The sequence below is a fragment of the Microbacterium sp. genome, from assembly GCF_047606385.1.
Classification (GTDB): domain Bacteria; phylum Actinomycetota; class Actinomycetes; order Actinomycetales; family Microbacteriaceae; genus Microbacterium.
The window spans coordinates 1-21,921 of the sequence record NZ_JASGEL010000086.1 but is presented as its reverse complement, the minus strand read 5'-3'; the positions used below and the strand labels follow the sequence as shown (position 1 = coordinate 21,921).

Annotated in this window: 22 protein-coding genes, 1 tRNA gene and 1 pseudogene; 11 read left to right on the top strand and 13 right to left on the bottom strand. The window is 72.6% G+C overall.

The genetic code is table 11. The annotated features are described in order from the left end of the window. Both QM626_RS08030 and QM626_RS08025 read left to right on the top strand, forming a co-directional pair. Window positions 1-360, top strand: a pseudogene (locus QM626_RS08030) (cupin); the annotation flags it as partial. Next, window positions 357-1,274: a sucrase ferredoxin gene (locus tag QM626_RS08025; RefSeq protein ID WP_415075798.1), complete on the top strand. Its 918-nt coding sequence runs from the start codon at window positions 357-359 to the stop codon at window positions 1,272-1,274. The pseudogene QM626_RS08030 and the gene QM626_RS08025, both read left to right, overlap by 4 nt. Window positions 1,275-1,277: 3 nt before the next feature. Here QM626_RS08025 and QM626_RS08020 read toward each other — a convergent pair whose 3' ends face one another. The 4 genes from QM626_RS08020 to dnaK are packed head-to-tail and all read right to left on the bottom strand — an operon-like array spanning window position 1,278 to window position 5,205. Beyond that, a complete protein-coding gene (locus QM626_RS08020) occupies window positions 1,278-1,727 on the bottom strand; it encodes a heat shock protein transcriptional repressor HspR (protein ID WP_415075796.1) in 450 nt (149 codons plus the stop codon). Window position 1,728: 1 nt separating this feature from the next. After that, the gene (locus QM626_RS08015; RefSeq protein WP_415075794.1) at window positions 1,729-2,727 is read right to left on the bottom strand and encodes a DnaJ C-terminal domain-containing protein; all 999 of its coding nucleotides are present in this window, start codon (window positions 2,725-2,727) and stop codon (window positions 1,729-1,731) included. 9 nt (window positions 2,728-2,736) lie between these two features. Further along, window positions 2,737-3,324, bottom strand: a complete 588-nt coding sequence (locus QM626_RS08010) for a nucleotide exchange factor GrpE (protein WP_415075792.1) — start codon at window positions 3,322-3,324, stop codon at window positions 2,737-2,739. A 9-nt stretch (window positions 3,325-3,333) separates the two neighbouring features. Continuing rightward, window positions 3,334-5,205, bottom strand: a complete 1,872-nt coding sequence (gene dnaK, locus QM626_RS08005) for a molecular chaperone DnaK (RefSeq protein ID WP_415075790.1) — start codon at window positions 5,203-5,205, stop codon at window positions 3,334-3,336. A 289-nt stretch (window positions 5,206-5,494) separates the two neighbouring features. Here dnaK and QM626_RS08000 point away from each other — a divergent pair, with 289 nt between their 5' ends. Beyond that, window positions 5,495-6,823, top strand: coding sequence for an MFS transporter (locus tag QM626_RS08000; protein WP_415075788.1), 1,329 nt, complete (start codon window positions 5,495-5,497; stop codon window positions 6,821-6,823). A gap of 21 nt (window positions 6,824-6,844) precedes the next feature. Here QM626_RS08000 and QM626_RS07995 read toward each other — a convergent pair whose 3' ends face one another. Next, complete coding sequence (locus QM626_RS07995; RefSeq protein ID WP_415075786.1) at window positions 6,845-8,404, bottom strand: helix-turn-helix transcriptional regulator; 1,560 nt, start codon at window positions 8,402-8,404, stop codon at window positions 6,845-6,847. 195 nt (window positions 8,405-8,599) lie between these two features. On the opposite strand from QM626_RS07995, the gene QM626_RS07990 reads away from it, so the two are divergent. The 4 genes from QM626_RS07990 (at window position 8,600) to QM626_RS07975 (ending at window position 13,433) form a co-directional block, all read left to right on the top strand. After that, entirely contained in the window at window positions 8,600-9,184 is a 585-nt protein-coding gene (locus QM626_RS07990; RefSeq protein ID WP_415075784.1) for a TasA family protein, read from the top strand. A gap of 123 nt (window positions 9,185-9,307) precedes the next feature. After that, window positions 9,308-9,877: an LPXTG cell wall anchor domain-containing protein gene (locus QM626_RS07985; protein ID WP_415075782.1), complete on the top strand. Its 570-nt coding sequence runs from the start codon at window positions 9,308-9,310 to the stop codon at window positions 9,875-9,877. After that, window positions 9,874-10,416 (top strand): signal peptidase I, encoded by a 543-nt coding sequence (locus QM626_RS07980; protein ID WP_415075780.1) that lies wholly within the window; start codon window positions 9,874-9,876, stop codon window positions 10,414-10,416. Before QM626_RS07985 ends, QM626_RS07980 begins: the two co-directional genes overlap by 4 nt. Window positions 10,417-10,454: 38 nt before the next feature. Continuing rightward, on the top strand, window positions 10,455-13,433 hold the full coding sequence (locus QM626_RS07975; RefSeq protein ID WP_415075778.1) for an RCC1 domain-containing protein: 2,979 nt from the start codon (window positions 10,455-10,457) through the stop codon (window positions 13,431-13,433). Window positions 13,434-13,553: 120 nt separating this feature from the next. Here QM626_RS07975 and QM626_RS07970 read toward each other — a convergent pair whose 3' ends face one another. The 3 genes from QM626_RS07970 to QM626_RS07960 form a co-directional block, all read right to left on the bottom strand. Beyond that, window positions 13,554-14,189, bottom strand: coding sequence for an NADPH-dependent F420 reductase (locus QM626_RS07970; RefSeq protein ID WP_415075776.1), 636 nt, complete (start codon window positions 14,187-14,189; stop codon window positions 13,554-13,556). Between the two features lie 7 nt (window positions 14,190-14,196). Beyond that, window positions 14,197-14,478 carry a GNAT family N-acetyltransferase gene (locus tag QM626_RS07965; RefSeq protein WP_415075800.1) on the bottom strand — a complete coding sequence of 94 codons (282 nt, stop codon included), beginning with the start codon at window positions 14,476-14,478 and terminating at the stop codon, window positions 14,197-14,199. 192 nt (window positions 14,479-14,670) lie between these two features. Further along, window positions 14,671-15,225 (bottom strand): MarR family winged helix-turn-helix transcriptional regulator, encoded by a 555-nt coding sequence (locus tag QM626_RS07960; RefSeq protein ID WP_415075774.1) that lies wholly within the window; start codon window positions 15,223-15,225, stop codon window positions 14,671-14,673. Window positions 15,226-15,348: 123 nt separating this feature from the next. Between QM626_RS07960 and QM626_RS07955 the strand changes: the two genes are divergently transcribed. Beyond that, complete coding sequence (locus tag QM626_RS07955) at window positions 15,349-16,110, top strand: hypothetical protein (protein ID WP_415075772.1); 762 nt, start codon at window positions 15,349-15,351, stop codon at window positions 16,108-16,110. Window positions 16,111-16,144: 34 nt separating this feature from the next. Here the strand turns inward: QM626_RS07955 and QM626_RS07950 are convergent, their stop codons facing one another. Genes QM626_RS07950 through QM626_RS07940 form a run of 3 tightly spaced genes read right to left on the bottom strand, consistent with a single transcriptional unit; the run spans window position 16,145 to window position 19,038 of the window. Then, the gene (locus QM626_RS07950; RefSeq protein WP_415075770.1) at window positions 16,145-17,350 is read right to left on the bottom strand and encodes a sensor histidine kinase; all 1,206 of its coding nucleotides are present in this window, start codon (window positions 17,348-17,350) and stop codon (window positions 16,145-16,147) included. A gap of 31 nt (window positions 17,351-17,381) precedes the next feature. After that, a complete protein-coding gene (gene dcd, locus QM626_RS07945; RefSeq protein WP_415075768.1) occupies window positions 17,382-17,987 on the bottom strand; it encodes a dCTP deaminase in 606 nt (201 codons plus the stop codon). Between the two features lie 34 nt (window positions 17,988-18,021). Beyond that, window positions 18,022-19,038 (bottom strand): zinc-dependent alcohol dehydrogenase, encoded by a 1,017-nt coding sequence (locus tag QM626_RS07940; protein WP_415075766.1) that lies wholly within the window; start codon window positions 19,036-19,038, stop codon window positions 18,022-18,024. Window positions 19,039-19,129: 91 nt separating this feature from the next. Between QM626_RS07940 and QM626_RS07935 the strand changes: the two genes are divergently transcribed. Both QM626_RS07935 and QM626_RS07930 read left to right on the top strand, forming a co-directional pair. Beyond that, window positions 19,130-20,053, top strand: a complete 924-nt coding sequence (locus tag QM626_RS07935) for a LacI family DNA-binding transcriptional regulator (protein WP_415075764.1) — start codon at window positions 19,130-19,132, stop codon at window positions 20,051-20,053. 58 nt (window positions 20,054-20,111) lie between these two features. Beyond that, window positions 20,112-20,185, top strand: a tRNA-Gly gene (locus tag QM626_RS07930). Between the two features lie 88 nt (window positions 20,186-20,273). Here QM626_RS07930 and QM626_RS07925 read toward each other — a convergent pair. Next, on the bottom strand, window positions 20,274-20,453 hold the full coding sequence (locus tag QM626_RS07925) for a hypothetical protein (RefSeq protein WP_415075762.1): 180 nt from the start codon (window positions 20,451-20,453) through the stop codon (window positions 20,274-20,276). Between the two features lie 76 nt (window positions 20,454-20,529). Between QM626_RS07925 and QM626_RS07920 the strand changes: the two genes are divergently transcribed. Beyond that, window positions 20,530-21,174, top strand: a complete 645-nt coding sequence (locus QM626_RS07920) for a histidine phosphatase family protein (protein ID WP_415075760.1) — start codon at window positions 20,530-20,532, stop codon at window positions 21,172-21,174. Between the two features lie 28 nt (window positions 21,175-21,202). Here the strand turns inward: QM626_RS07920 and QM626_RS07915 are convergent. Further along, window positions 21,203-21,921 (bottom strand): family 1 glycosylhydrolase (locus QM626_RS07915; protein ID WP_415075758.1); only part of this gene is annotated, 719 nt, incomplete at its 5' end.

Here is a 21,921-nt window from a genome sequence, read left to right as displayed (position 1 = left end):
GCCGCGGAGGACGCCCGCGCCGTCGGCGCGACGCTGCGGCGCGCGTTCGCGGACGCGGTCCGCCCCGCGCCGGTGCGACCGCTCGCGACAGTCGACCTCGCACACGACCTCGACGCCGACACGGTGGTCGAATGGCGCGAGGGCCTGCGGGCGCGGGTCGAGGCGGCCGACGGGACGGTCCGCATCCTGCTGCCGGACAAGACCATCGCGCTGCCCGTCGAGGCCGCCGACGCGGTGCGCGCCCTGCAGGCGGGTCCCCGGGAGGCGGGCCGGCTGCCCGGGCTCGACCCGGCGTCGTCGCTCGTGGTGGCGAGGCGGCTGCTGCGGGAGGGCGTCATCGTGGGCGGCGAGCGCGCGTGAACGACGCCGTCCCCGTGCAGGGCACGGCGTGGGCGCCGTGCAGCGATCTCTCGCGGGAGCGCGACGACCCGCTGGCCGGCACCGGCGGGTACGGCGAGCGCTGGCTGCTCGTGGAGATCGACGGCAGCTGGGGCCGCCACGCGTTCACCGAGTCACGGCTCGACCCGATGATCGGCAGGACGCTGACCCGCCGCGCGGAGGCCGCCGGCATCCGCCCCGTCGCGATCCGCCGCTTCGGCCGCCGCGGCGACGAGCGCCGCGCGCAGACGCGCTGGCGGTGGATGCTGGCGACCTCGCGCCCGGGAGCGGAGAGCGTCCAGACGGGTCACGTCGACGATCCCGCGCAGCTGCTGGACCTGCCGCTGGACGGCACGGGCGAGCCGTCGGACGAGCCGCTGTTCCTGGTGTGCACGCATGCCCGGCACGACCGCTGCTGCGCCGTGCGCGGCCGGCCGGTCGCCCAGGCGCTCGCCGCCGCGTACCCGGCTCAGACGTGGGAGTGCTCGCACCTCGGCGGGGACCGCTTCGCCGCGACGATGATCCTGCTGCCGCACGGGCTGTACTACGGCCGGGTGCCGCCGACGGAGGCCGGAGCCATCGCCGAGCACTATCTGCAGGGACGGGTGGTGCCGGAGCACCTCCGCGGCCGCAGCTCGCTGAGCACGGTCGCCCAGGCGGCGCAGGCCGCGGCGCGGGCCGAGACCGGCGATGCACGCATCGGGTCGTTCGCGCCGATGCGTGAGGAGCGGACGGACGACGGCTGGGTCGTCGACCTCGAGGCCGGCGACGGCGTGCTCGAGGTCACGCTGCGCGAGCGATGGTCGGAGCCGATGCTGAGCACCTGCGCCGCGACGCATCCGGTCCGGGTGCGCGAGCACGAGGCGGTCGGGATCGTCCGCCGCGGCGCGCCCTGAGTCTCAGTCCTCGGCGCGGGTCGTGTCCCGCCGCGGCCGCCACACGACCACCTCGGTGGCGCGGCGGACCCGGGTGCCGGAGCGGATCGTCACGACCGACCCGGTCGAGCCGGCGGCGAAGACGCGGGCGCCGGGGCGGCGCGCCAGCTCCTCCCGCATCCGCGCCTCGAGGTCCTGCACCCGGCCGTGCAGCTCGCGCACCCGGTTCTCGAGCTCGATGATCCGCGCGATGGCGGGCAGGCTCATGCCGTCGGCGGAGAGCCGGCCGACCTCGCGCAGCTGCGCGACGTCATGGATCGAGTACCGGCGCGATCCGCCCTTCGTGCGCGCCGGCACGACGAGGCCGAGCCGGTCGTACTGGCGCAGGGTCTGCGGATGCATCCCGGCCAGCTCCGCGGCCGCCTGGATCGCGAGGATGGGAGCGTCCTCGTCGAGGCTCTCGTGCGAGGACATGTCAGCCGCGCGCCTTCGACATCAGGTCGGCACGCGGGTTCTCGGCCGGCTCGAGCTCCGCGAAGCGCTCCAGCGCCTCCCTCGCCGACGCGTCCAGGTGCGAGGGGACCGCCACCTGCACCTCGGCGAGCAGGTCGCCGGCGCCCTTCTGGCTCTGGATGCCGCGGCCCTTGACCCGCAGCACCCGACCCGAGGGCGTGCCCGGTGCGACCCGGAGCTTCACGACATCGCCGTCGAGCGTCGGCACCTCGATCGTCGCGCCGAGGGCCGCCTCGGTGAAGGTCACCGGCACCGTCAGCCGCAGGTTGAGCCCCTCCCGGCGGAACACCGGATGCGGCTTGACCGTCACCGACACGACGATGTCGCCGTTCTCCCCGCCGTCGAGCGAGGGGCGCCCCCGGCCACGGAGGCGGATCTTCTGACCGTCGGCGACACCGGCGGGGATCTTGACCTTGAAGGGCTTGCCGTCCTCGCCCTGCAGGCTGATGGTCTCGCCCTTCGCGGCCGTCATGAAGTCGAGGGACGTGCGGGCGGTGACGTCGGCGCCGCGGGTCGGACCGCCGTAGCCGCGGAATCCACCGCTGGTCTGCCCGAAGCGGCCGGAGCCGAAGCCGCCGGACTGCGCGCCCTGGCCGAACATGCTGAAGATGTCCTCGTAGTCCGCGGTCGACTGGGAGCGGCCGCCGCCGCGTCCCTGGCCGAACATGCTGAAGACGTCCTCGAAGCCGCCCGCTCCCGCACCGCCCGCGGTGAAACGGGCGCCGGAGCCCATGGCGCGGATCTGGTCGTACTCCTCCCGCTGCTCGGCGTCGCTGAGCACCGAGTACGCCTCGCTGATCTCCTTGAACTTCGCCTCGGCGGCGGCGTCCCCCGGGTTCGAGTCCGGGTGGTACTTCCGCGCGAGCTTGCGATAGGTCTTCTTCAGGTCGGCCTCGGTGACGTCCTTGCTGACGCCGAGGACGGTGTAGAAGTCCTTGTCGAACCAGTCCTGGCTGGCCACGTGCGCCTCCTAGTCCGCCGGCACGGCGACGACGACCTTCGCAGGACGCAGCTCGACCGAGCCCAGCCGGTATCCGACCTCGACGACCTCGAGCACGGTCGTCTCGGTCGCCCCGGGCGTCGGCTGCTGGAAGATCGCCTCGTGCTGCTGCGGGTCGAAGACGTCGCCGGCCTCGCCGTAGGAGACCAGCCCCATCCGCTCGGCGACCGAGCGGAGCTTGTCGGCGATCGCGGCGAAGGGCGTGCCCTCGGCGAGGTCGCCGTGCTTGGCCGCACGGTCGAGGTCGTCGAGCACGGGCAGCAGCCCCTTGGCGACCGAGCCCTTGGCGCGCTCGATCTCGATCTCGCGCTGCTCCTCGGTGCGCCGGCGGTAGTTGGCGTACTCCGCCTGGAGGCGCTTCAGGTCCAGCAGCAGGTCGTGGTCCGCGGCGTCCGCCTCGGCCACGGCGGCCTCGTCGGTCTGCACCGCGTTCAGGATGTCGTCGATCGTCAGATCCGGCTCCTGCGAAGCGGGGTCGGAGGCCTGTGCCTCCGACCCCTCCTCACCAGGCCGAACCTCGTCGCCGTCCTGCGGTTCGTCGAAGTTCTTGTCCGTCATGTGTCCGTCTTACTTCTTGTCGTCCTCGTCGTCGACGACCTCGGCGTCGATGACGTCCTCCTCCGGGTTGGGCGTGGTGCCGCTGCCCGGATCGGTCGCCGACGGGTCGGCGTTCTGCCCCTCGGCCTGCGCGGCCTGGTAGATCGCCTCGCCCAGGGCGCTCTGGCTCGCGTTCAGCTTGTCGAACGCGGTCTTCACCGCGTCGTCGTCCTCGCCCGCGAGCGCGGTCTTGAGGGCGTCGACATCCGCCTGCACGGAGTCCTTGACCTCGGCGGGGAGCTTGTCCTCGTTGTCCTTGATGAGCTTCTCGATCGAGTACGAGAGGGTCTCGGCCTGGTTGCGGGTCTCGGCGGACTCGCGGCGCTTCTTGTCCTCGGCGGCGTGCTCCTCGGCCTCGCGCACCATGCGGTCGATGTCCTCCTTGGGCAGCGACGAGCCGCCCGTGATGGTCATCGACTGCTCCTTGCCGGTGCCCTTGTCCTTCGCGGAGACGTGGACGATGCCGTTCGCGTCGATGTCGAAGGTCACCTCGACCTGCGGGATGCCGCGCGGCGCCGGCGCGATGCCGGTCAGCTCGAACGTGCCCAGCGGCTTGTTGTCACGGGTGAACTCGCGCTCGCCCTGGAACACCTGGATCGCGACCGACGGCTGGTTGTCGTCGGCGGTCGTGAACGTCTCGCTCCGCTTGGTCGGGATGGCCGTGTTGCGCTCGATGAGCTTGGTCATGATGCCGCCCTTGGTCTCGATGCCGAGGCTCAGCGGGGTGACGTCGATCAGCAGCACGTCCTTGCGCTCGCCCTTGAGGACGCCGGCCTGCAGGGCGGCGCCGACGGCGACGACCTCGTCCGGGTTGACGCCCTTGTTGGGCTCCTGGCCGCCGGTGAGCTGCTTGACCAGCTCCGTGACCTGGGGCATGCGGGTCGAGCCGCCGACGAGCACGACGTGGTCGATGTCGGCGACCTTGATGCCGGCCTCGGCGATCACGTCGTTGAACGGCTTCTTGGTGCGGTCGAGCAGGTCCTTGGTGAGCTCCTCGAACTTGGCGCGCGTGATGGTCTCGGACAGCGACACCGGGCCCGACTCGGTCAGCGACAGGTAGGGCAGGTTGACGCTCGTCGACGTGGAGCTCGACAGCTCCTTCTTCGCCTGCTCCGCGGCCTCCTTGAGGCGCTGCAGGGCGATCTTGTCGCCGGAGACGTCGACGCCGGTGGTGTCCTTGAACTGCTTGATCAGGTAGTCGACCAGGCGCTGATCCCAGTCGTCGCCGCCCAGCCGGTTGTCGCCGGCGGTGGCGCGCACCTGGATGGTGGAGAAGTCGTCGTCCTTGCCCACCTCGAGCAGGGAGACGTCGAACGTGCCGCCGCCGAGGTCGAAGACGAGGATGAGCTCGTCCTCCTTGCCCTTGTCGAGGCCGTAGGCCAGGGCCGCCGCGGTGGGCTCGTTGATGATGCGCAGCACGTTCAGGCCCGCGATCTCGCCGGCCTCCTTCGTGGCCTGGCGCTCGGCGTCGTTGAAGTAGGCCGGAACGGTGATGACCGCATCCGCCACCGAGTCGCCGAGGTACTGCTCGGCGTCCCGCTTCAGCTTCTGCAGGATGCGGGCCGAGACCTCCTGCGGGGTGTACTGCTTGCCGTCGATGGCCTGGGTCTTCCAGTCGGTGCCCATGTGGCGCTTGACGGAGGTGATGGTGCGGTCGACGTTGGTGACGGCCTGGCGCTTGGCGGTCTCGCCGACGAGCACCTCGCCGTCCTTCGTGAACGCGACGACCGACGGGGTGGTGCGGAAGCCTTCGGCGTTCGCGATGACCTTGGGCTCGCCGCCCTCGAGGACGCTGACGACGGAGTTCGTCGTACCGAGGTCGATTCCAACTGCACGGGGCATGTGTTTCTCCTTGTCTGGCGGAAGTCTAGGCGCGGCGCCAAGATCTTGAGCCGCGATGACTCAACGGTACCCCGCCGCAGCCGCCACGTCAAATGAACTTGATATGAGAACACTCAACTTTTCCCCTCGGCTCGTCTCCGTCGACGTGTCGTCTCCTGCCACGGAGACTGCAGTCTCACGGAGATGAACCGAGGGGAGGGGCCGGGATACGCTGGGCGCACGCCGCGCCGAGGCGGCGGGGCGGCCACCCGCCACCGGCTGTTCACCGAGAGGTCGTACCGTGCCGCGCATGGAGCCCGAACGTCCCTTCGTCGCCGCCACGGCAGCGGGCGCCGAGCCTCCCGCGCGCACCCGCCGCGGTCCCGTGCTCGCATGGGGCCTGTGGGACTGGGGCTCCGCCGCGTTCAACGCGGTCGCCACGACGTTCGTGTTCACGGTGTACCTGACCAGCTCGTCCTTCGGCGACGACACCACGACCTCCGCCGCGCTGTCGTGGGCGCTGGCCGGCGCCGGCATCATCGTGCTGCTGACCGCGCCGGTCACGGGCGCCCGCTCGGACCGGTCGGCCCACCGCAAACGGTGGCTCGCGATCAACACGGCCGTCGTCGTCGCGTGCCTCGCGCTCATGTTCTTCGTGCAGGCCGATCCGGCCTACCTGTGGTTCGGGCTCGCGCTGCTGGCCGTCGGGACCGTCTTCTACGAGCTGGCGGCCGTGAACTACAACGCCATGCTCGCCCAGGTCTCGACCCCGCGCTCGGTCGGACGCGTGTCCGGCTTCGGCTGGGGCATGGGCTACATCGGCGGCATCGTGCTGCTGCTGATCGTCTACTTCGGCTTCATCCACCCCGACGTGGGACTGTTCGGCGTCACCGGCGAGAACGGCCTGGCCGTGCGGGTGTCGATGCTCGTCGCCGCGATCTGGTACGCGGTGTCCGCGCTGCCGGTGCTGTTCGCGGTGCCCGAGAACGCGGTGGCGGGGCCGCCCGCGCCGCGGGCGAGCTTCTTCGGCTCGTACCGGATGCTGTTCGCCGACGTCGCGCGCCTGTGGCGTGAGAGCAGGCACACCGTGTACTTCCTGCTCTCCAGCGCCATCTTCCGCGACGGGCTCACCGGCGTGTTCACGTACGGCGGCGTGCTGGCCGCGGGCACGTTCGGGTTCAGCGCGGGCGACGTCATCATCTTCGCCATCGCCGCGAACGTCGTCGCCGGCATCGCCACGATCGCCTCGGGACCGCTCGACGACCGGGTCGGGGCGAAGCCCCTCATCCTCGTCTCGCTCGCGGGGCTCGTGATCAGCGGGCTGTGCGTGTTCCTGTTCCACGACGGCGGGCAGACGGTCTTCTGGATCTTCGGCCTGATCCTGTGCCTGTTCGTGGGGCCGGCGCAGTCGGCATCCCGCACGTTCCTGGCCCGCCTCATCCCACCCGGACGCGAAGGGGAGGTGTTCGGCCTCTACGCGACGACCGGGCGCGCCGCCGTCTTCCTCGCGCCGCTCGCGTTCGGCGTGTTCGTCACGATCGGCGGGGCCCAGTACTGGGGCATCCTCGGCATCGTGCTGGTCCTGCTGATCGGGCTCGGGCTGCTGATCCCGGTGCGCGCCGCCGCCCGCGCACGCTGACGTGCGGAGACCGCCCGCGCGTCAGCGCGGGCCGGCCTCCTCCGACGCGGCGCGCGAGGCGTCGACGAAGCGCTTGATCTCACGGCGATGGCGTATGCCGAGACGGGAGACGATGTTGGCCGCGTGGAAGTCGATCGTCTTCTTGGACAGGTAGAGGATCTCGCCGATCTCGGCACTCGTGTAGCCGTCGGCGACGAGTTCCGCGATCCGGCGCTGCTGCGGTGTGAGCGCCCGCATCCCGTCGCCGGTGGCGCGCGCCAGCTGCGCGGCCGTCGCCTGGATGATGCCGCTGCACAGCGCGACGAAGCCGGCGGCTCCCAGCCTGGCGAACTCCGCCCGCGCGGTCTCGTAGGACTCCATGCCCTCGGTCGGATCGGCGAACAGCGAGACGATCGTGCCGACGACGATGCGCGTCCATCCCCGCCCCAGCGGGTCGTCGCCGTCGCCGATCGCGTCCCGTGCCCGCCGGGCCGCCGCGATCGCCGCCGTCGCGTCGTCGTCGACGTGCGCCAGCATCGCACGGTGCGCCCAGTAATAGGGGTTCTCCTGCGCACCCGGGAGCGTCTCCCACTCCGCCAGCAGCGCACGATGGCGTCCGCTCCGCCCGGAGTTGCGATACGCCATCGCTCGCAACGCGTTCCACTCGTGCGGGGTGTAGATGCGGCGGTAGCCCGGCTCCTCGGCGGAGTCCAGCAGCTGGAGCATCCCGTTCCAGTCGCTCGCGCCGACCGTCAGCGCGATGCGCGCGTGGAGGAGGATGGCGTCCCCCAGCACGCTGGGCCTCGCCGCGAGCTCGCGCTCCGCACGCACGACGCCCTCCTGCGTCCGTGCCAGATCGCCGCGAAGCGCCGAGTCGAGCGCGTCCACGGCCGCGGCGAGCGCCGTCAACGATCCGTCCGCGGCCTCGGTCGCGGCGCGGTGCACGATCTCCGCGGCCCGGGCGGCGCCCTGCCAGTCGCCCTGTCGGTAACGTGCCAGCGCGAGCAACGCCGCGGCACCGGCGGCGCCCCGACGGTTCAGCAGGCGGCCGCCGCGCGCGATGCTCACCGCCGCCGCGCCGACCTCGCCCCGGCCGGCGAGCACCCAGCCCAGGGCCAGGAGCGCCTGGGCGTGGTGCCGGCGCAGCAGGTTCTTCGCGCGCGGCTCGACCAGAGCGGCAGCGACGGCGTCGAACACCGCCGAGCCCGCGAAGGTGTTCCACTCCACCTGCACGGCCACGGCCATCGCCATGAACCACAGCGCAGCCGCCGCCTCGAGGTCGACACCGTCGGCGCGCAGCCGCGAGACGCCCGACAGCGCCAGGTCGACGAACGCCTGCGCCTCCGCCCACCACCCCCGCTCCGCGAACATGGCCGCGATCGCGGCGGACGCCGACGCCGCGGCCGCCGGCTCCTCCCGTCCGAGGGCGCCGATCGTCTCCAGCGCGGCCGGGATTCCCGCGCCGCGGCGGGTGAGAACGGTGAGAACGGCTCGCACGGCCGCCTTCGCGGCGTCATCCGGCAGCGCGTCGACGCCTCGGGCATAGGCGGCCACGACCGCATCCTCGACGATCCAGCCGTCGTCGAGGAGAGCTCGCAGCATCGCGCGCGCATCGGACACGCCACCGGCCATGCGTCCTCCCTCCACGACCTCTCCGATCCCAGTCTCGCCCGTCTCGCACTGGGATCCGCTCCTAGTCTCGCCCGATCAGCGGTCTCGCGCCGTCGCACGCTCGATAGCGTCGGCGCCGGTACACCCTGCTCCGTCCCCTTCCCTCGTCACCCGAAAGGCTCCGTCATGCATGCCACGGAAGCTCTCCCCCGCCCCTCGTCCAGCCGTCGGCGCAACCGTGCCGGCACGATCGCCGTCGCCGCCCTCGCCGCCGCAGCCCTCGCCGCCGGCGGCGTCGCCCTCACGAACGCGTACTTCACCTCGCAGGCGACCGTCACGGGCGAGAGCGTGAGCGCCGGCACCGTCGTCCTCTCCGCCGGCACCGCCTCGACCTCGGCGCCCATCGACGTCGACGGCCTGCTGCCGGGCGACACCGCGTCCACCGTCATCACGGTGTCCAACACGGGCACCGAGGACCTCTACTTCTCGGCCGGCGACTTCGCCCTGACCGGCGACACGACCCTGCAGGACGCGCTGCAGATCACGGTCGGCGACACGACGACGAGCTACACCGCCTCGCTCACGGAGTGGTCCACGGGCAGTCTGGACGGCTTCGCCCTGGCCGCGGGCGACTCCACCGACATCACGGTCACCCTCGAGCTGCCCGCGACGGCGGGCGATGAGCTGCAGGGGCTGGATGCCGGGTTCAGCATCACCTTCGACGCGACCCAGCAGCGCAACGTGCCCTCGCCGGCGCCGACCTTCTCCTGAGGGTCGGATCACAGAACCGGGGGACAGCGGCGGATCCGCCGGCAGCGGAAGCCGCCTGGGGGTCCGACGGATCGCCGCTGTCCCCCTGAGTCCCCGACCCCCTAGCGAAAGCAGCCTCCCGCGATGACACCCGAGCAGTGCGTGGCCAGGGTCGACGAGCTCGCCGCCACCGGCGCCGACGCCGGCGTCTGGGCACTCGTCGCGATCGCGGGCCTCGCGCTGGCCGCGGTCGGCGGCGCGCTGGTGTGGCGGCGACCGCGGCGCCTCCCGCTCACGCTGGCCGGGGCGTTGGTCCTCGTGGCGGCGGTAGCGGCTCAGCTGCCGGCGGGCGCCGCCCACGCCGCGGGATCCGTCTCGTACAGCGACGGCTGCACCCTCATCTCGGTGGAGGACGTCGCGGTGTCCCCCGCGACGACCCTCGCACCCGGCGACGAGACGACGTCGATCGCCGCGACCGTGCGCTCCGTCGCGGACGGTCCGATCACGATCTCGCTCGACGGCTCCGCCGGATCGGCGCTGGCCGGCATCGCGACGGCCGTCACCGCCATCGACGGCGAGACGGGGGTGGTCGAGCTGGCCGCGGGCGCCACGGTCACGGTGACGCTGACGCTCGCACTCCCCGCCGAGACCGGCGACGCGGCGCAGGGGCTGACCGCCGTCCCCGAGCTCACGATCACGGCGACGCAGCGATGACCACGACCACCGCCGGGCGCACCCGGACACAGGCGCCTCGTCGCGCACCGGTGCCTCGCGCGATCTCGGTGGCACGGTGGGTCGTCGCGGCCCTGGTCGCCCTCGCGCTGGTCGTCCCCATCGGGATCTCGGCCGTCGGCGCGAAGCTGCTCGTCGTCGACGGGGGGTCGATGTCGCCCACGTACCTCGTCGGCGACGTCGTGGTCGTCACCCCACCCACCGGCGACGACCTCGTCGTCGGCGACGTCGTCATGGTCGGCGACGACGAGCACCGGTACGTGCACCGCGTCGTGGCGGTCGGCGCGGGCCTCGCCACCCTGAAGGGCGACGCGAACGACGTCGCGGACACCGCGCAGGTGACGCAGGAGCAGGTCGACGGCGTCGTCGCGTGGCACCTCGGCGGCGCGGCCGGCGTCGCCGTCGCCGCCGCGATCAGCGTCGAGGGCCGCATCGCGCTGGTGCTGGTGCTCGTGCTCCTCGTGCTCGCTCCGGCGTGGGTGCGCCGTGTTCCCGACGACATCGTGGAGCCCACGCCATGAGGCGCGCATCGGCGGAGACGACGCGGACGCGGCGGCGCGTGGCATCCACGTCGCGGCTGCGAGCTCTGGCAGCCGGTCTCGCCGTGCTCGGCGTCGTGCTCGCCGACCCCTCGGGCACGGTCGGTGCCGCGTTCACCTCGCAGACACAGGTGGCGGATGCCGCCTCCGTCACCACCGCCACGATCGCCGGGCTGACCGAGGGCACCGCGTCCTACGACGAGACCGGGACGGCGTCCGTCTCCTGGGACACCCCCGACACGGACGCGAGCGTCGGCTACTCGATCGCACGCACCGTCGACGACGAGACCACCACGATCGACCCGGCCATCACGACGGATGCTGACGGCACAACCACCTCGTTCGCCGACGACCTCGCCGTGCCCGCGACGATCGGCGGCGCTCCCGTCACCTCGGTGGCCGCCGGCGGATCGCACACGTGCGCGATCGCGGACGGCGCCGCCTACTGCTGGGGCGAGAACAACGCCGGGCAGCTCGGAGACGGCACCACCACCGACAGCGCCACGCCCGTCGCCGTCACCGGGCTCACCGGCACCGTCACCACGATCGCCGCGGGCCTCGAGTACACCTGCGCGATCGCGGACGACATCGCCTCCTGCTGGGGAAACAACTACAACGGGCAACTCGGCGACGGCACCACCACCACCCGCAGCAGACCCGTCGCCGTCACCGGACTCACCGGCACCCCGACCACGATCGTCGCCGGCTACGCCCACACCTGCGTCATCGCGGACGGCACCGCCTCCTGCTGGGGATACAACAACCACGGGCAGCTCGGCGACGGCACCACCACCGGCAGCGCCACGCCCGTCGCCGTCACCGGGCTCACCGGCACGGTCACCTCCCTCACCGCCGGGCTCCACCACACCTGCGCGATCGCGGACGGCACCGCCTCCTGCTGGGGATACGACTACAACGGGCAACTCGGCGACGGCAGCAACGCCGACCGCACCACCGCCGTCGCCGTCACCGGACTCACCGGCACGCCGACCACGATCGTCGCCGGCTACTTCCACACCTGCGCGATCATCGCTTCCGGCGCCGTCTCCTGCTGGGGATACAACAGTCAAGGGCAACTCGGCGACGGCACCACCACCACCCGCAGAACAGCCGTCGCCGTCACCGAGCTGGCCGGCACCGCCACCAGTATCGCCGCCGGCTACGGCCACACCTGCGCCATCGTCTCCGGCGTGACGTCCTGCTGGGGCGCGAGCGGCGACGGGCAGCTCGGCAACGGCACCAAGACCACCAGCACCACCCCCGTCGCCGTCACCGGACTCACCGGCACGGTCACCTCCGTCACCGCCGGCTACAGCCACACCTGCGCCGTCACCGCAGGCCTCGTCTCCTGCTGGGGCAGCAACGACTACGGGCAGCTCGGCGACGGCACCACCACCACCGACCGCATCACGCCCGTCGAGGTGGTGCAGGGGGAGCGCCCGACCACCACCTCCTGCCCCACCGGCTGGACCGAGACCGGCGACGGCACGTGCGTCCCCGGCGCGGACGCCGCCGTGTCATACACCGTCTCGCACACCGTCGCCGGGTGGAGCCCCGCCTCCCCGCTCCAGCTCACCGCGACCTACGATGCGCCGCCCGCCGACCTCACCGGCGGCGACGCCTCCCGCGACGCCGACGGCGCCGCATCCGTCTCCTGGGACACCCCCACCGAGACCGGCACCGTCGACTACGCCGTCGAACGCACGATCGACGGTGAGACCACGGCGATCGACCCGACGGTGACGACGGATGCCGACACGACCACCTTCACCGACGACCTGACCGTCGAGGCCACCACGACCGTCGACGCGCTCACCGACATCGCCACCGGCAGCAACCACAGCTGCGGCATCGTCGACGGCCTCGCCTACTGCTGGGGCTACAACGTCGACGGCGAGCTCGGCAGCGGCACCACGAGCACCCGCATCCTCACCCCCACCCTGGTCACCGGCCTGAGCGGGGTCACCGCGGTCGGCGCCGGCAGCCAGCACAGCTGCGCGCTCGCCGACGGGCTGGTGTACTGCTGGGGCTGGAACTACTACGGACAGCTCGGCAACGGCACCACCGACGACAGCAGCGTCCCCGTGCAGGTGCCGGGCCTGACGGGGGTGACCGCGATCACCGCCGGCAACTACCACACCTGCGCGCTCACCGAGTCGGCGGTGTACTGCTGGGGCAACAACAGCCTCGGACAGCTCGGCGACGGCAGCTACGTCAAGCGCACCAGCCCCGTGCAGGTCTCAGGGTTGGAGGACGTCACCGCGATCAGCGCCGGCAACCGCCACACCTGCGCGCTCGAAGGCGGCACCGTCTCCTGCTGGGGCGCAGGCACCGACGGGCAGCTCGGCGACGGCACCTACCTCACCCGCACCACCCCCGTGCAGGTGACGGGGCTCGAAGACGTCACCGCGATCGGCGCCGGGTACCTGCACAGCTGCGCGGTCAGCTCCGGCACCGTCTCCTGCTGGGGCAGCAACGACTACGGGCAGCTCGGCGACGGCACCCTGACCACCAGCACCGTCCCCGTGCAGGTCGACGGGATCACCGGCGTCACCGCCTTCACCGTCGGCTACTGGCACAACTGCGTCGGCACCGACGGCGGCGTGGAGTGCTGGGGCCGCAACTTCCTCGGCGGGCTCGGCGACGGCACCACCACCGACCGCAGCACGCCGGTGGCGGTCGCCGGGCTCACCGGTGTGACCATGATCGCCGCCGGCTACGCGCACAGCTGCGCGATCACGTCCTCCGGCACCTTCTGCTGGGGCTACGGGGGCTACGGCCAGCTCGGCACCGGCCGCAGCAACAGCCCGGCCTCGCCGACCGCCCTCGCCACGGCCACCCTTCCGACCACGACCGGCTGTGACACCGGCTGGCTCGTCACCGACACCGGCCGCTGCGCACCCGGGGCGGATGTCGCGGTGTCGTACACGGTCTCGCACACGGTCGACGGCCGCGCCCCCGCGAACCCGCTCGAGCTCACGGCCCGCTTCGTGTCCTGACCGCGTCGGGCCGCCGTCGCAGAATCCGATCGGCGTCGCAGGATTCTGCGGTGATCCTGCGACGGACGCGCGATTCTGCGACCGTACGCCGCCGGCCTCCCGTCGCGGGCGGCGCCCGGCTCAGCGCTCGGCGCGGGCGAGGTTCGCGCGCAGCTCCTCGGCGTTCTGGCGCACGACGTAGGCCGGCCGGTCGCGCTCGACGCGCCAGCTGTCGTCCAGGCCGCCGACGTTGACGGTGTCGTAGCCGAACTCGTCGTACAGCGCGGTGACGAAGGCGATCGCCTCGTCCGAGTCGCTCGCCGTGGCGAGCGCCCGCCGATCCGGGGTGCCGGCGGGCGTGCCGTCGGTGAGGATGTCGATCGACCGGATGTGGTTGAAGCCCTTCACGACGACGGATGCCGGCAGGTGCTCCTGCAGCAGCCGCGAGGTCGTGGTGCGGTTCTCGTCGAGCGCCGGGATGCGCCCGTCGCGCTCGAAGTAGTAGTTGTTCGTGTCGACGACGATCTTGCCCGCCAACGGCTCGACCGGCAGGTCGCCGATCGCCTTCAGCGGTACCGTCACGATCGCCCAGTCCGCCGCCGCCGCGGCATCCGCCGCCGTCGCGGCCGTCGCCGCCGGGCCCAGGTCCGCGACGAGCTGCGCCAGGCTCTCGGGTCCGCGTGAGTTCGCGATGACCACGTCGTACCCCCTGTCGACGAGCCCCCGCGCGAGGGTCGATCCGATGTGGCCTGCTCCGATGATTCCGACTCGTGTCATGCCGGGCTCAACGCACCGAGGGCACCGGCATTCCCGCGTCGCGACACATGGGGACATGTGGGATGCCGTCCTCCACGAACCCGGGGCCGCTGACCGCGAAGCCGAACCGCGCGTACCAGTGGGCGAGGTGCGCCTGCGCGTCGAGAGCGATCGGCAGCCGCGGCCAGCGCTGCGCGCATCGCGCGATCGCCTGGCGCATGATCCGCGCCCCGATCCCGCCGCGGCGGGCGGACGGCGCGGTCACGACGCGGCCGATGCGTGCGGCGTCCTCGTCGCGCAGGATGCGCAGCGTCGCCAGGACGGCCTCGCCCTCGCTCGCCCAGAGCAGCTCGGTGTCGGGGCTCGAGGTCGCGGCCGTCGAGATCGGGGTACGGGCACGCCTGTTCGACGACGAATGCGTCGACGCGCAGGCGCAGGATGCCGTAGAGCGTGGGGATGTCGAGATCAGCCGCCGCGGCGCGGTGGAACGCCACCGCCATCGTCAGCGGGTCCAGGCCGCGGCGAACTTGGACAGCAGACGGGCGAACTCGGCCCGCTCGGCGGGCGTGAAGTCGGCGAGCGCGCCCGCGATGGTGTCGCGTCGCTCGCCGCGGAACCCGCGGACCAGCGACCGTCCGGCATCCGTCAGCGCGATGCGTGTGCGCCGCGCGTCGTCGGGGTCGGCCTCGCGCCGCACGAAGCCGAGCTCGACGCCCTGCTGCACCAGCCGCGACGCACGCGGCTGCCCGACGTCGAGGATCTCGCCCAGCTCGCTCACCGTCAGTGGGCCGGATGCGGCGGCCAGAACCTCCAGCAGACGCAGACGCGCCGGTCCGGATGCGAGGCGGCCGTGCAGCGACGTGCCCGGCCACTCCCCCTCGGGTCCCCCCATCGCGAACGGGGGGAAGCCGGGGCCGCGGGGACCCCGACCGCCGCGTGGCCCCGGGCCGGCGTCTCCGCCGTGCGGCCCGTCGCGCGGCTCGCGGGGCAGCCGTCGGCCGCGAAGCTGCGCCAGCGCGGTGAAGATCTGCTCGACGGGATCGTCCTGCGGCGTCATGCCGCAAATCTACATGCCACTTGACATGCGTGTGAGATGCATGTCAGACTACATACACATGCGATGCGGCAAGTATCGCGAGAGGAGCGCCGCCTCTGAGCGCGGCGCGAGAAAGGATTCCCCATGACAGAGAACGAGAACACTCAGAACACCGCACCCGACTACCCGCTCGAGTACTGGCTGCGCGTCGCCGACCGGCTCACGGCCGCCAGCTTCGCCCGGGCGTTCGCCGCCGAGGGCGTGACCCGCGGCGAATGGCGCACGCTGAGCGCCCTGGCCGATGACGACAACGTCGTCTCCCCCGGTCTCGCGGCGCGTGCCGCGCGCGGCGGCGGCCGCCTGCAGAGCCTGGTCGCCCGCGGCTGGGTCGCCGTCGTGGACGGCGCCTGGGCGCTGACGGATGCCGGGCGCGCGGCGGCCGAACGGCTGGACCGCATCGCCGACGGCGTGCGTGAGCGCATCGCCGCGGCCGTCACCAGGGAAGGCGGGAGCATCGGAGCCCAGCTCGAGGCCATCGCCCGCGAGCTGGGCTGGAACGAGACGCTGGCCGGACTCGACGCCGCAGGCGTCGGCCCCGGCTTCGAACGCGGCTTCGGCCGCGGACGCGGGTTCGGCCCGAAGGGCTTCGGCGGCTTCCGCGGTCGCGGCGCCGGCTTCCGCGGACGTGCGGGCTACGGTCCGGCTTTCGCGGGGCGCGGCTTCGCCGGTGACGGACCGGTGCCGCCGCTGGCCGTCCCCGGCCTCGCGGGCCGCGGTTTCCGCGGCGGACCCGGCTTCGGGCCCGACGTCGCGGGCTACGGCCCGGTCGACCCGGGCTTCGGCCCGTACCCGGAGCGTCGCGGCGGCCGTCGGCGTGGTCGCGGCGGCTACGGCCCCGCGCTCTGACCCGACCCTCATCGATGCGAGATGCCGGCGGGCGTCAGCCCTGGGATGCGAGCGCGAGCGCATCCTCGGCATCGGGCAACCGGAACCACGCGACCGTTCCGCCGCCGTCACGGGGCTCCAGGCCGATCGTGCCGCCGTGCGCCTGCACGATGCGGCGGCAGGTCGACAGGCCGATGCCGCTGCCCTCGATGTCGTGACGCGCGCGTACGAGCGGCTCGAACACGCGCTCGGCGTCCCTCGGATCGATCCCGCTGCCCCGGTCCGCGACCGTGATGCGCCACCCGGCGTCGTCCCGCGCCGCGCCGACCTCGACGCGCGGATCGGCGCCGCCGAACTTCAGGGCGTTCGAGAGCAGGTTCTGGAAGACGGCGCGCAACTGGCTGGCGTCGCCCACCGCGACCGGCAGCGCGCCGACGGCGATCCGGTCGTCGGCGTCGGCCAGCCCGAGGTCGGCCGCGGCGGCGCGTGCGATGCCGGACAGGTCGCAGCGGCTGCGCTGGAGCGCGCCGCCGAGCCGCGCATACGCCAGGATGTCGCGGATCATCTCCTCCATCCGCGACGTTCCGCGCAGGCCGGTCTCGAGCCAGCTCTCCACGTTCGGCGGGACGTCCGCGCGTCCCTCGAGCTGCTCGTGGAGGAGCTCGAGGGACATGACCACGGCCGTCAACGGCGAGGACAGGTCGTGGCTGATCTGGCCGGCGAACGCGGAGAGCTGGTCGTTCGAGCGACGCAGCTCCTCGCTGAGCTCCTCGGTGCGATGCAGCGCGGTCTCGAGGTGGCGGGTCTGACGCTCGAGCTCGAGGATGTCGACGATGCGATCGGCGAGCACGGCGAGCAGCTCACGGCGATGCGCGTCGAGCTGATGCGGCACCCGGTCGAACACGCACAGCGTGCCGATCGGCTCGCCCTGCAGCACCAGCGGATGGTTCGCGTAGAACTTGACGCGGCCGAGCTCGCCGGTGACGAAGGGGTTGTCGCGGAAGCGCTCGTCCAGGGCCGCGTCCTCGACCGCCACCGGCTGGCCGGTGCGCAGCGTGATCGCGCACATCGAGTCCTCACGGCGGCACACCGCCGGGTCGAACCCGACGGTGGCCATCTGGAACTGCTTGTCGAGCGTGAGGATGTTGATGCTCGCCATCGGCACCTCGGCGACGAACGCCGCCAGCTCGACCACCGCGCGCAACGCCTCCGGGGCGGTGTCGAGCAGGCGGTACTCCGCGATGACGGCCTCAGCCCCCATGCCGGCTCCTTTCGTCCCGCGCTGCGGCGGCTCAGCGTCCGGCCGCACCCGCATCCGTGCCGCCCACGTCCGTCCGGTGGAAGTTCACGTGCGACCGGGACGCCGTCGGGCCGCGCTGCCCCTGATAGCGGTTGCCGTACGGGCCCGACCCGTAGGGGTTCTCGGCCGGCGACGACAGCCGGAAGAAGCACAGCTGCCCGATCTTCATCCCGGGCCACAGCGTGATCGGCAGCGTCGCGACGTTGGAGAGCTCGAGCGTGACGTGACCGGTGAAGCCCGGGTCGATGAAGCCGGCGGTCGAGTGCGTGAGCAGACCCAGCCGGCCGAGCGACGACTTGCCCTCCAGGCGCGCGGCGACGTCGTCCGGCAGTCCCACGACCTCGAAGGTGGACCCGAGCGCGAACTCGCCGGGGTGGAGGACGAACGACTCGTCCGGCGCGACCTCGATGAGCCGGGTCAGCTCGGGCTGGTCGACCGCGGGGTCGATGAAGGGGTACTTGTGGTTGTCGAAGAGCCGGAAGTACCGGTCGAGCCGCACGTCGACGCTCGAGGGCTGCACCATCGAGGCGTCCCACGGGTCGAGCACGATGCGCTCGGCCAGCACTTCGGCACGGATGTCGCGGTCTGAGAGCAGCACGGGTTCAGCCTATCGAGGGCCCGCACCGGGCGGCTCAATCGAAGGTGACGACGACCTTGTCCGCGGCGCCGGGCGTGCGCGCGAGCGTCAGCGCGTCGAGCGCCCGGTCGAAGGGCAGCGTGTCGCTGACGATGAGGGCGTACTTCTCCCAGTTCGCCACGATCGCGTCGGTCACCTCGAAGATCTCGGTCGGGTACCCCATCGCGGTGCGGATGTCGAGCTCCTGCACGAGGATGCGGCCGAAGTCGATCTCGACCGGTCGCTTGTGCACGGCGGGCACGGTGATCACCGCGCGAGCCTTGGCGGCGGCCAGGGCGGTCTCGATGACGCTCGGCGCGCCGGCGGCGTCGATGTAGACGTCGGTGCCCGCGTATCCGCCCTGCCCGAGCGAGTTCGAGGCCTCGCCGTGGAGCTCGATCAGACGCGCGACGACATCCTCCTGCGCCGAGTCCACGACGGCATCCGCACCCACCTGCAGTGCCTTCTCGAGCCGGCCGGGAAGGATGTCGGCCACGACGACGTGCGCGACGCCCCTCGCCTTCAGGCTGATCACGGCGCCGAGACCGATCGGCCCTGCGCCGAACACGACCGCCTTGTCCCTGGCCTTCGCACCCGAGCGGTTCACCGCGTGATGCGCGACCGCCATCGGCTCGTTCAGCGCGGCGACGTGCCATGGGATGTGCGACGGGATCACCTTGAGCTGCCTGCCCGCCTCGACCTCCTTCACGACGACGAGCTCCGACAGCGCGCCCTGTGCGCCGCCCGATCCGAGGAGGCCGTCGGCGAAGGCCATGGTGTCGATGACGACGTGGTCGCCGACCTGCACCGCGTCGACGTCCGCACCGACCTCGACCACCTCCGCGGCGGGCTCGTGACCGAGCGGGGTCGCGCCCTCGCGCGGCGGGATGCCGCCGTTGTGCGCGTAGAACGCATCGGAGCCGCAGATGCCGCACGCCTTGATCTTCAGCAGGACGTCCCGGGGCCCGGCCTCCGGCTCGTCGATCTCGACCCATTCGACGACATCGGGACCGGTCACTCGCACCGACTTCATGATTCGCGCTCCTCCGGCCGCGCGGATCGCGGCCTCCCGTGGGACTCTAGACACTAAATCGAATTAGTTCGGCATGACGACGGGAGGCCGGATGACGAGCCGAATCACGCTGCGGGACGTCGCCCGCGCGGCCGGCGTGTCCCCCACGACGGTCAGCTTCGTCCTCAACGACACCCGCGGGCAGACGATCCCCGAGCAGACGCGACGACGCGTGCGTGAGGCCGCGTCCTCGCTCGGCTACACGCCCCACCGCATCGCACGCGCCCTGCGCGAGGGCGCATCGCGGCTGGTGCTGCTCGAGACCGGCCCGCTCCGCCGGGCGGGGACCAGCCTGAACAGCCTGATCCTGGGTCTCGACGACGAGCTGCGCCGGCACGGCTACACGCTCCTGGTCACCTCCGGCGGCGGGGACGACGAGCTGCTGCACGCGGTGGCGCCGCGCACCGTCCTGGACCTCACCTCCGTGTACTTCGGCACCTCCGGCGGGTCCGTCGACGACGGCGGCTGGGTCGACGGCATGGCCGCCCACACGGCGACGCAGCTGCGCCACCTCGTGGCCCGCGGCCACTCCCGTCTCGCCGTGGGCGTGCCCGCCGACCCGGAATGGACCCGGCTCGCGGAGCTGCGGGTCCTGCATGCACAGCAGTTCGCCGCCGCCGAAGGCCTGCCCCCTCCGGTCGTGGTCGTCGTCCCGCACGACAAGGCCGAGGCCGCGCGCGCCGTCGACGGGCTCAGGCGCGCGCATCCCCAGATCACCGCCCTCGCCGCCTTCTCCGACGACGTCGCGCTGGCCGTGCTCGCGGGGATGACCGCGCGCGGCTTGCAGGCCCCCGACGATCTCGCCGTGATCGGGTTCGACGAGAGCGGCTACGGCGAGCTCTGGGAGCCCGCGCTGACCACCGTCGTCATCGACGCCGAGGCGTTCGGGCGCCGCGCCGCGCGGGCCGCCCTCGGACTCGACGCGGGCGAGTGGGCCACGCCGTCGTCGCACGTCGTGTCACGGGCGTCCGTCTGAGCCGCTCCTCCGAGTCCGGGTCCGCACTGTTATGCTGACCGGGCGCCTTCGGCGCATCGGGGCTGTAGTTCAATGGCAGAACTTCTGCTTCCCAAGCAGACAGCGCGGGTTCGATTCCCGTCAGCCCCTCCACGACATCCATCGACGACGGCCCGCCACTCGGGGCGGTTTCGTGCTCCGTCACATCCGCTCTCGTGGCGCGTCGCGGCTCTAACGGCTCTCAGCCACGACGGAGCAGGAATCCGATCTGCCCCTGGAGCGCGGGCCGGGTCGCGTTCACGACATCCCACCCTTGGGCGACGTACACGGTGTTGAGTTCGATCGACGCGTGCTCTTCCGTGTCGTTGCTGCGCATCTGCCGTCCGCTGCTGGGCAAGCTCACGTACTTGTACTCGGTCATGTGCCCATCCTGGCAGCCCGCCCCGGGGTCGCGTCAGTCGAGTGCTCCGATCGGGCCGTGAGGTAGCGTCGGCGGCGTGACGACGTTCTTCCTCGCGCGCCACGGCGAGACCGTGTGGCATGCCGACCACCGCTACGCCGGCATCTCCGACGTCGCCCTCACCCGACACGGGCTCGGCCAGGCCGCGGCGCTGGGCGCGTGGGCGGCGGACGCCCGCCTCGACGCCATCCTCGCGTCCCCGCTGACACGCGCGACGCGGTCCGCGTCGTACGCCTCCTCGACGAGCGGACTCGACGTGCGCATCGAGCCGCGCCTGATCGAGATCGACTTCGGCGTCGGCGAGGGGCTCACGCCGGACGAGCTGGCTGCGCGGTTCCCCGCCGAGTGGGACGCGTTCCGGCGCGCCCCGGCCAGCGACCCGCTGCCGCAGGCGGAGAGCGGACGCGACGCCATCCGGCGCGCCCTGCCGGTCTTCGACGAGCTCGTGGCCGAGATGCCCGACGGGAGGGTGCTCGTCGTCGCCCACGCGACGCTGCTGCGCCTGCTGCTGTGCGAGCTGGCCGGGATCGACCCGGACGGCTACCGCGACCTCTTCCCGGTGCTCGGCAACTGCACCGTCACGACCCTGGCCTATCCCTGGATGCCGGAGCAGGAGGGCGAGGGGCGGCCGCGCGCGCGTCTGCTGGGCTTCGACGTCCCGCCCTCCCGCGCCCGCGTCTGACCGCGAGGGCCCGCGGGTCCCGTGGCGGTCAGGCTCCGGCGACCACGTCGGCGTAGACGGCTGCGCTCGGCTTCGCGGTGCGCGCCATCGTCTCCCGATCCACGGCGAACAGGCCCAGGTGCCGGGAGTAGCCGAAGATCCACTCGAAGTTGTCGAGCAGCGTCCAGTGGCAGTAGCCGACGACAGGCGTGCCGGCGTCCATCGCCGCGCGCAGGCCCTCGATCGCCGGCGGGATGAACGCGGCGCGAACGGCGTCGTCGGCGGTGGAGATGCCGTGCTCGGTGACGAACACCGGCACCCCGGAGACGGCATGCGCGTACTCGACCGCACCGCGCAGCGACGCCGGCTCGACGGCCGTGCCCTGCTCGTTGACCACGGCGCCGTCTGCCGGCGGCAGGGGGCCGTCCGGGCCGTAGACGATCCGCTCGTAGTTCTGCACGCCGACGAAGTCGTCCTGCGCCGCGAGACGCAGCCAGTGGCCGTAGACCTCCTCGCGCTTGCGGTCGCGCAGCGCCTCGCCGCCTGCGGCGGCCACGTCGTCGACCATCGCGACCGACAGGCCCACCGGCAGATCCGGGCGGTGTCGGCGCACCACGTCCTTCGCCGCCAGATGCGCCGCCGTCATGCCGTCCCGCATGCCGGCGAAGTCCTCCCGCAGCATCACGTTCGACGCCCGGTAGCGGGGGGCGCCGGCGCCCCCCGCCCCCGCCCCCCCCCGCGCGGCCGCCCGGGGGGGCCCCCCACCGG

Excerpts from the sequence above, each read along its gene's own strand:
- QM626_RS07960 (WP_415075774.1), bottom strand. The coding sequence starts at position 15,225 with ATGACGCCGCAGGACGATCCCGTCGAGCAGATCTTCACCGCGCTGGCG.
- QM626_RS07990 (WP_415075784.1), top strand. The coding sequence starts at position 8,600 with ATGCATGCCACGGAAGCTCTCCCCCGCCCCTCGTCCAGCCGTCGGCGC.
- QM626_RS07925 (WP_415075762.1), bottom strand. The coding sequence starts at position 20,453 with ATGACCGAGTACAAGTACGTGAGCTTGCCCAGCAGCGGACGGCAGATG.
- QM626_RS07985 (WP_415075782.1), top strand. The coding sequence starts at position 9,308 with ATGACACCCGAGCAGTGCGTGGCCAGGGTCGACGAGCTCGCCGCCACC.
- QM626_RS08000 (WP_415075788.1), top strand. The coding sequence starts at position 5,495 with ATGGAGCCCGAACGTCCCTTCGTCGCCGCCACGGCAGCGGGCGCCGAG.
- QM626_RS07995 (WP_415075786.1), bottom strand. The coding sequence starts at position 8,404 with ATGCTGCGAGCTCTCCTCGACGACGGCTGGATCGTCGAGGATGCGGTC.
- QM626_RS08010 (WP_415075792.1), bottom strand. The coding sequence starts at position 3,324 with ATGACGGACAAGAACTTCGACGAACCGCAGGACGGCGACGAGGTTCGG.
- QM626_RS08020 (WP_415075796.1), bottom strand. The coding sequence starts at position 1,727 with ATGTCCTCGCACGAGAGCCTCGACGAGGACGCTCCCATCCTCGCGATC.
- QM626_RS07955 (WP_415075772.1), top strand. The coding sequence starts at position 15,349 with ATGACAGAGAACGAGAACACTCAGAACACCGCACCCGACTACCCGCTC.
- QM626_RS07950 (WP_415075770.1), bottom strand. The coding sequence starts at position 17,350 with ATGGGGGCTGAGGCCGTCATCGCGGAGTACCGCCTGCTCGACACCGCC.
- QM626_RS07940 (WP_415075766.1), bottom strand. The coding sequence starts at position 19,038 with ATGAAGTCGGTGCGAGTGACCGGTCCCGATGTCGTCGAATGGGTCGAG.
- QM626_RS07935 (WP_415075764.1), top strand. The coding sequence starts at position 19,130 with ATGACGAGCCGAATCACGCTGCGGGACGTCGCCCGCGCGGCCGGCGTG.
- QM626_RS07980 (WP_415075780.1), top strand. The coding sequence starts at position 9,874 with ATGACCACGACCACCGCCGGGCGCACCCGGACACAGGCGCCTCGTCGC.
- QM626_RS07970 (WP_415075776.1), bottom strand. The coding sequence starts at position 14,189 with ATGACACGAGTCGGAATCATCGGAGCAGGCCACATCGGATCGACCCTC.
- dnaK (WP_415075790.1), bottom strand. The coding sequence starts at position 5,205 with ATGCCCCGTGCAGTTGGAATCGACCTCGGTACGACGAACTCCGTCGTC.